Origin of the sequence: Candidatus Marithrix sp. Canyon 246 (genome assembly GCF_001723685.1) — a bacterium.
Taxonomy (GTDB): domain Bacteria; phylum Pseudomonadota; class Gammaproteobacteria; order Beggiatoales; family Beggiatoaceae; genus Marithrix.
Genome location: NZ_MCBX01000019.1, coordinates 43,510 through 50,998, shown reverse-complemented (window position 1 = coordinate 50,998; position 7,489 = coordinate 43,510). Strand labels below are relative to the sequence as shown.

The 7,489-nt window shown below is 33.3% G+C and carries 6 protein-coding genes; 5 read left to right on the top strand and 1 reads right to left on the bottom strand.

Annotated elements, in window-relative coordinates; genetic code table 11:
• Nucleotides 1-262 precede the first annotated feature (262 nt).
• The 5 genes from BHU68_RS16535 (at nt 263) to BHU68_RS10840 (ending at nt 5,188) form a co-directional block, all read left to right on the top strand.
• Complete coding sequence (locus BHU68_RS16535; RefSeq protein ID WP_171899616.1) at nt 263-1,609, top strand: PP2C family serine/threonine-protein phosphatase; 1,347 nt, start codon at nt 263-265, stop codon at nt 1,607-1,609.
• On the top strand, nt 1,593-2,996 hold the full coding sequence (locus tag BHU68_RS10855) for a protein kinase domain-containing protein (RefSeq protein WP_069473733.1): 1,404 nt from the start codon (nt 1,593-1,595) through the stop codon (nt 2,994-2,996). Before BHU68_RS16535 ends, BHU68_RS10855 begins: the two co-directional genes overlap by 17 nt.
• 1 nt (nt 2,997) lies before the next feature.
• The gene (locus BHU68_RS10850; protein ID WP_171899615.1) at nt 2,998-4,401 is read left to right on the top strand and encodes a vWA domain-containing protein; all 1,404 of its coding nucleotides are present in this window, start codon (nt 2,998-3,000) and stop codon (nt 4,399-4,401) included.
• Between the two features lie 84 nt (nt 4,402-4,485).
• The gene (locus tag BHU68_RS10845; protein WP_069472081.1) at nt 4,486-4,998 is read left to right on the top strand and encodes a Gx transporter family protein; all 513 of its coding nucleotides are present in this window, start codon (nt 4,486-4,488) and stop codon (nt 4,996-4,998) included.
• Between the two features lie 7 nt (nt 4,999-5,005).
• Nucleotides 5,006-5,188 (top strand): hypothetical protein, encoded by a 183-nt coding sequence (locus BHU68_RS10840; RefSeq protein WP_069472082.1) that lies wholly within the window; start codon nt 5,006-5,008, stop codon nt 5,186-5,188.
• Between the two features lie 50 nt (nt 5,189-5,238).
• Here the strand turns inward: BHU68_RS10840 and rnr are convergent, their stop codons facing one another.
• Complete coding sequence (gene rnr, locus BHU68_RS10835) at nt 5,239-7,413, bottom strand: ribonuclease R (RefSeq protein WP_069472083.1); 2,175 nt, start codon at nt 7,411-7,413, stop codon at nt 5,239-5,241.
• Nucleotides 7,414-7,489 lie beyond the last annotated feature (76 nt).

The following is a 7,489-nucleotide window of genomic DNA, read 5'->3' as shown; positions in this document are numbered from 1 at the left end:
AAGGTTTTCCAACCTAATTTATCCCCCCTCGTTCCCACCCGAGGGCGCACTCCTTTATACACAAGTTTTGTAGGGTGGGTAGTTTTGTAGGGTGGGTAGAGCGATAGCGAAACCCACCGATCATGTCAAATGGTGGGTTTCGCTATCGCTCTACCCACCCTACCAAAAATTACAAAAGGAAAAAATAAATCAAATGTTTAACTATTTGTGTATCAGGATGTGCGCTGGAACACAGGAACGAGGATGCGTAATAGCATTTATTATGAAATTCTTTGTTACAATTTTTATAATTGTAGTATGCAATTGTTCATATGCTATTGATAAGTTGTCACAACAAATTAATATTGAAATAGCTAAATTTTATATCAATACTAGATTCCGCTCTCAAGATTTCCCTTCTTATATTAAAACTTCTCAGCAACTTAATAAGTTTTTAATTAAGTATTATCCAAATGAAAAACATAATTTAAGACAAATACTTTTACATAAAAATCATATCAATAAAGATATTCTTATAGGTTGGTATTATATGCCTGTTTGGTGGCATTTTTGGAGTGTTAAAGAAACATCGGTGTGGCGAGAGCAGCAATGGCAACAATATCAAAATAATATTGAACAAATTACTCAAACTGCTAAATTACATGATAATATTATTAGTATTAATCAATATTTCACATTAATAATGTTAATGTTTTTTAGTCTTATTGTTATTATAATGTCTTGTAAAAATAAAAAAAATAGGAATAATGATTTGAATGATTATGATGATCAATGCTTAGTCATTGGTGAATCAGTGATTGGTAAATCACATATAGATACTGGAATACCTTGTCAAGATAGTAATTTTTCTCAAAAATTTAATGATGATTGGGGAATTGCTATTGTTGCTGATGGGGCTGGTTCTGCAAAAAATTCACATGATGGATCAAAATTTGTTGTTCATAAAGCAGCACAAGTATTTGCTGAAGCAATGGAACAAACAGATTGGTATCAAAAAAATCAATTACCTTTAGAACTAGATTGGCATCAATTTTCAAAGGAACAACTTTGGAAGGTTAAGCAATTACTTGATAAGTATGCAGATTGGCGAGGTGTTAGAATTAAATCACTTGCTTGTACTGTTATTGTTGTTATATATTCACCGCTGGGTATTTTAATTACACATATTGGGGATGGTAGAGCGGGTTATTGTGATTCAAAGCATGTTTGGAAGGCTATGATGACTCCTTATAAAGGTGAAGAAGCTAATTCTACAGTATTTATCACTTCTGATATTTGGAATGATAATATAAATAATTTTATAGAAAGTCGCATTATTAGTGAGAAGATTGTTGCGTTTACCTTAATGTCAGATGGTTGTGAAAAGGCTACTTTTGAATGTAGTAAGTTTAATCCAGCTACAAATAAATGGTCTGATCCTAATAATCCTTATCCAAAATTTTTTAAACCAGTTTTAGAGACATTAATCAATATGGAGAAAAATCAAATACCAGCTCATGAAATACAAGCCAGATGGAAAAAATTTCTTGAAGTTGGTAATAGCACATTAAAAAATGAACCTGATGATAAAACGATGATCTTAGGCATTTATCATGGCCCTATACTTTAAAACATCACAAAATCAAAAGATTACTGTTGAAGATAAACCTTTGAGTGTTGCGGGTGGTGAGGGTCAAGTTCATAGAATTATCGCGCCATCTTTCTATAAGAATTATTGTATTAAAATTTTCCATTCTAATCAGCGTAATCCAGAACGTGAACCTAAATTATCTTATATGATTAAAAATTCACCATCAGAATTGATAGGTGATAAGTATATGATATGTTGGCCTACTGAGTTAGTTTATGATAAAAATCAATTTGTTGGCTTCATTATGCCCTTAGCATTTGAGGGCAGTATTTCTTTATATGATATATGTCGCCCAACAATGAAAAAAAATTTAGATGAGAAATGGCATAAGTTTAATTTATCAACTAGTCAGGGTGTAATTTTAAGGTTGAAATTATGTGCTAATTTGGCTATTGCTATACATAAAATTCATCAAATGAATCATTATATGTTAGTAGATATGAAGCCACAAAATATATTGTTGACTGATCTAGGTACAATTTCAATCATTGATTTAGATTCAATTCAAATAGCTAATGATTCCAAAGTCACTTATCCAGCACATGCTGTTACAGCAGAATATATTCCACCAGAGGGGCATAGTAGTCAGTTACATCCTTCACAAGATTATATTCCATTATCATGGGATAGGTTTTCTTTAGCGGTTGTATTTTATGAGATATTATTTGGTTTGCCAGCTTTTGCCGCTACTTATAAAGGTAAATATAAAGATTGTGATACTATCGCGGAAAAAATAAAATTTGGTTTATTTCCTCATGCCGCTAAATCAAAAAAATATCTTGAATCATTACCACCATTGCATAATAATTTTCAACGTCTGCCTAAACCGTTAAAAGATTTGTTTTTCCAAGCATTTATCAAGGGTCATAACCTGCCAACAGCTAGACCAAGTGCAGAGAAATGGGGGCGTAGTTTATATCAAGAAATAACAAAAATAAAACAAACCCCTATTAGTAATGATATTGAAGAACAATCACCAGTTAAGATTAAAGACAGTAAGACTTTAAAACATCTTAATGAATTTAAAGATTACTTACATGATAAGCTAAAAAATATTTTAGAATTTTTATTAATAAAAATATTATTATATCCACTAATATTGGCTATTAATCTGCTTAAAGAAGTAGCGTCTTGGCTATTATTTTTTATAGTTGCGATCTTGAAATCCAGCAGGGATTTAGTTATATCAATGTTATTGTTTATGTTTGTTATATTTGCAATGTTGCCGATAAGAATAATTGTTGATATATTTACAATTTCTAATGTAATTCTATGGGAAAATAATTTATTTGATATGCCGAAATTTTTTATAAATGCTATTAAAAATCATTGGAGTTATGATGAATGGAAGGATAAATATTTTTAATATGATTTCTTTACCAAAACCTTTATTATTTGGAGGCTTTGCCGCTGTTGGATGTTTGCTTGGTGCAATTGTCGGTGAAGCTTTACTTAATGTTACACAAGCTCCAGCTCTTCCACCTGTTTCTCATGATGTTATTTTATTAATTGATTGTTCGGGCAGTATGGAGGGTAAAAAGTTACAGGAAGTTAAATTAGCAGCAATAGAATTTATTAAACGTCGTCAAAATAATTTTAATAAGCTTGGTGTTATTAGCTTTGGTAATGTAGCGACTGAAATTGCTGATTTTAATACTGATTTAATCAGTATGGAAGAAAAAATTAATAATTTAAAATCTGGTGGTGGTACACCAATGGCTCATGCTTTGCAATTAGCAATCTCGAAATTTTCTTCTATTTCTGAACAACATAGTATTTTAATATTCACTGATGGTAAACCTAATGAAGAAGAGGCGAGTAAAGTAGCGGCTGAATTAGTCAGAAAGGCTAATATAAATATTGTTGCAGTAGCTACTGATGATGCAGATATATTGTTATTAAATAAAATAACCGTTGATCCTTTGTTAGTTTTTTCAACCAGTTTAGGTAATTTTGATTCAGCTTTTAAGTTAGCTGAAAAGGCAATTTATGAACGTAATATTATCAGTTCTAGCCCAGTTGCTGTTACTGAGACATCTTTAATATATACGTCATTACGTATAGGTAGTTGGACAATATTATTGGCTTTAGGAATCGCTTTAGCATTAATAATCAGTCAAAATCTATATTTACGACGACGCTATTTAACTGTTTCTGAGGGGCTTATCGCTGTTGTTAGTTGTATCATAATTGGTTTAATTGCAGGTGGATTAGGGCAGTTATTGTATGGATTAGTACCAGAAAATCCTAATTTAGATATATTTAGTCGCATTATCGCGTGGTCAATTTTAGGTGTTTTGTTAGGTAGAGGGGTGGCATTTTTTATTCCGAATTTAAAAGCGATTCCGGTTATGATAAGTGGCGGAATTGGTGGTGCAATTGCTGCAAGCGGTTTTTTATCAGCGGCTTATATATTTGCAGATATTCCTGCTAGATTGTTAGGTGCTATTATTTTGGGCTTTGCTATTGGGGTAATGGTTGGTATTACTGAATATGTGAAGAAGGCATGGCTAACAGTGCATTGGGGACCAAAAGATAGTAGTATCATTAACTTAGGTGATGAGCCTATTTTAGTTGGTAGCTCCAATAAAGCTCATATTTATTTGCCAAAAAGCCAAGGTTTTCCTGATGAAATGGGAACAATTACATTTGTTGGTGGTGAAATTAGTTTTTATAATAATGCCACTGGAAAAAAACAAGTTTTACGGGATGGTAATAAGTGGGATATTGGAACTGTTACGATTGAAGTTCGAGCTTTGGAAGAAAATTAAAAATATTTTCACCACGGCAAATTTGAAATTGATGATGCTAATGAGGCTAGAATGGTCCTTTAATTGTAAAAGCTGAAATTATAAATGAAAATAGAAACCACTCGTGAAGATCACTTAATAGCTTGGTTTGCCGCCTTAGCAATTACAATCCATATCACAGAAAGCGCATTACCCAGCCTAATACCCGGAGTCAAGCCGGGCTTAGCCAATGTCATTACCATTATAGTATTAATGAAATATGGTTGGCGAATAGCGGCTTGGGTGAATTTACTACGTGTTTTAGCAGCAAGCTTATTAATTGGAACCTTTTTATCACCAACTTTTATACTAAGCCTAAGCGGCGCATTAGCAAGCATAACAATCTTAGGCTTACTAAGCCTATTACCCAAAAAAACATTTACAGCATATGGCTATAGTATAGCAGCCGCGATGGCACATACCATGAGCCAATTTTTAGTAGCTTACTACCTATTCATTCAACACGAAGGCTTATTCTACTTGTTGCCAATTCTAATGACAACAGCGTTTTTATTTGGTATTTTGAACGCCATGATAGTGACGGCGATTATGAATAAACTAACGCTATATACAGATTGAGGAAATTTTGAGCAAGAATTATCAACTACAGTGTCAAGAATATTTGGAACTTAAAGCCTTGTTGTCTGACACATCAAAGTTGGAAGATTACCTAGATTATCTGCATGTTAAACAAGTTAAAAAACAGACAAAAAAAATGTTTAGTTTGGAAGAAATTAAACATGAATTAACACAAGAAGAAAAACAATGAAATCTCAAACCTGACAGGTTTTAAAAACCTGTCAGGTTTATTTATAACAACTAAACTAATTCAAAATCTATCTTTTTATCATCTAAATCGACTCTAACCACTCGAACATGTAATTTATCCAAAAGTCTATATGTTTTACCGCTTCTTTCTCCGGATAAACTTTGGGCTACTTGGTCATAATTATAATAATCACCCTTTAAGGAGCTTACATGAATTAAACCATCAATAAATAAACCATCCAATTCCACAAATAGCCCAAACCCAGTAACACCCGTTACTAAACCATAATATTCTTGTCCGATTTTATCTTGCATGTATTCACATTTTAGCCAGCCCACAACATCACGAGTCGCTTCTTCAGCGCGACGTTCTGTACTATTACAATGTTCTGCTATCACTGCCATTTCATTGTCTGTATAAAATTTTTCTTTACTATTATGTAAATAATGCTTGATTGCGCGATGAACCAATAAATCTGGATAGCGGCGTATTGGTGAAGTGAAATGGGCATAAGCTTTATAAGCTAAACCAAAATGTCCCTCATTTTTTGGACTGTAAATAGCTAATTTTAAGCTACGCAATAATACCATTTGAATTAAACCGTAATCAGAACGGTCTTTAACTTTTTCTATTAACCTAGAATAATGGCGGGCTTCTGGTTTATCTTTACCCCATAGTTTCAAAGCTAATAACTTTAAAAAACTATGTAAATTGCTTAATTTTTCCTCATTTGGACCCTCGTGAATCCTATATAATAGCGGCATTTGGTTTTTTGCTAACCATTCAGCAGTCGCTACATTGGCACATAACATCATTTCCTCAATTAATTTATGTGCATCATTACGTTCAGAAGCAACTATTTCTTTGATTTTACGTTTTTTATCAAAAATAAACTGAGCTTCTTTGCTTTCAAATTCAATTGCCCCTCGTTTTTGACGACGCTTCAATAATAACTGATATAACTTATATAAATTCTCAATTTGTGGCAACACATGTGTATGTTTAAAATCTGTTTTATTAGCTTCCAACACTTGCCCGACTTCAGTATAAGTTAAACGCGCTGCCGATTTTATTACCGCTTCAAAATAACGAGTACGCCTAATACGCCCGTAAACATCTATCGCCAATTCACACACCAAAGCTAAACGATTAACTTTTGGCTTCAAAGAACATATACCATTTGACAAAGCTTCAGGTAACATCGGTATAACATTATTAGGAAAATATACCGAAGTTCCTCGCTCTTGCGCCTCTAAATCTATAGCGGTTCCCGATTTCACATAAGCTGACACATCAGCAATTGCTACTCGTAATAACCAACCCTTACCTCGTGGCTCACAATGTACCGCATCATCAAAATCTCTTGCATCTTCACCATCAATAGTGATAAAAGGAATATTGCACATATCCTCACGATTTTTAAAGCCATTAGCAGTGACTTTTTTCGGTACATTCTTAACTTCTTTAACAATATCTGCTGACCATTGATGAGGTAAATCATAGCTACGAATAGCAATATCAATTTCCATACCCGGCGCATGTTTATTTCCTAAAATTTCAATTACTTCACCGCTAGGCTGAGCATATTTCTTTGGTTGCGATACTAATCGTACAACTACAACTTGACCATTTTTAGCCTTTTTAGTATTTTCAATTAAAATATTATGTGAAATACGGCGATTTTCTGGCTCAACATAGGCAACATTTTGCCCTTTTTTATGAAAAAAACGACCCACAAGTTCTTGAGTATTAGATTCAAGCACTTCAATAATAATACCTTCACGCCTGCCTCGTTTATCAATACCAATAACATTAGCTAAAGCCCGATCACCGTGAATTAAACAGCGCATTTGTTTTTCAGATAAAAACAAATCACCAGCATCATCCTTATCATCTTCAGGGACTAAAAAGCCATAACCATCTGGATGACCAATAACGCGCCCACGCACTAATTGCATTGAGTCGATTAAAGCAAAACCCTTACGACCATTATTAGTTAATTGACCATCACGTACCATCGCTTTTAAACGGCGATTTAAAGCGGTTTTATCTTGTTTTTCTTTTAATTTTAATATATTAAGCAATTGAGCAAAAGTTAGTGGTTTACCAGCTTTCTCAATATGTTGTATGATAAATTCACGACTAGGAATAGGGTTATCATACTTTGCAGCTTCGCGTTTAGCATGTGGATCAGCTTTAGAGGAGGATTTTTTTTGACGACTCATTGACTTTTGTGTTCTCTCTTTATAGAATAGGAGCTGACATTGCCGGGGTGCTAGTGGGGGCAACCCCGTGAAGGTT

Bases quoted from the DNA above. Each gene is read 5' to 3' on its own strand.
- BHU68_RS16535 (WP_171899616.1), top strand. From the start codon at position 263: ATGAAATTCTTTGTTACAATTTTTATAATTGTAGTATGCAATTGTTCA.
- rnr (WP_069472083.1), bottom strand. From the start codon at position 7,413: ATGAGTCGTCAAAAAAAATCCTCCTCTAAAGCTGATCCACATGCTAAA.
- BHU68_RS10850 (WP_171899615.1), top strand. From the start codon at position 2,998: ATGATTTCTTTACCAAAACCTTTATTATTTGGAGGCTTTGCCGCTGTT.
- BHU68_RS10855 (WP_069473733.1), top strand. From the start codon at position 1,593: ATGGCCCTATACTTTAAAACATCACAAAATCAAAAGATTACTGTTGAA.
- BHU68_RS10845 (WP_069472081.1), top strand. From the start codon at position 4,486: ATGAAAATAGAAACCACTCGTGAAGATCACTTAATAGCTTGGTTTGCC.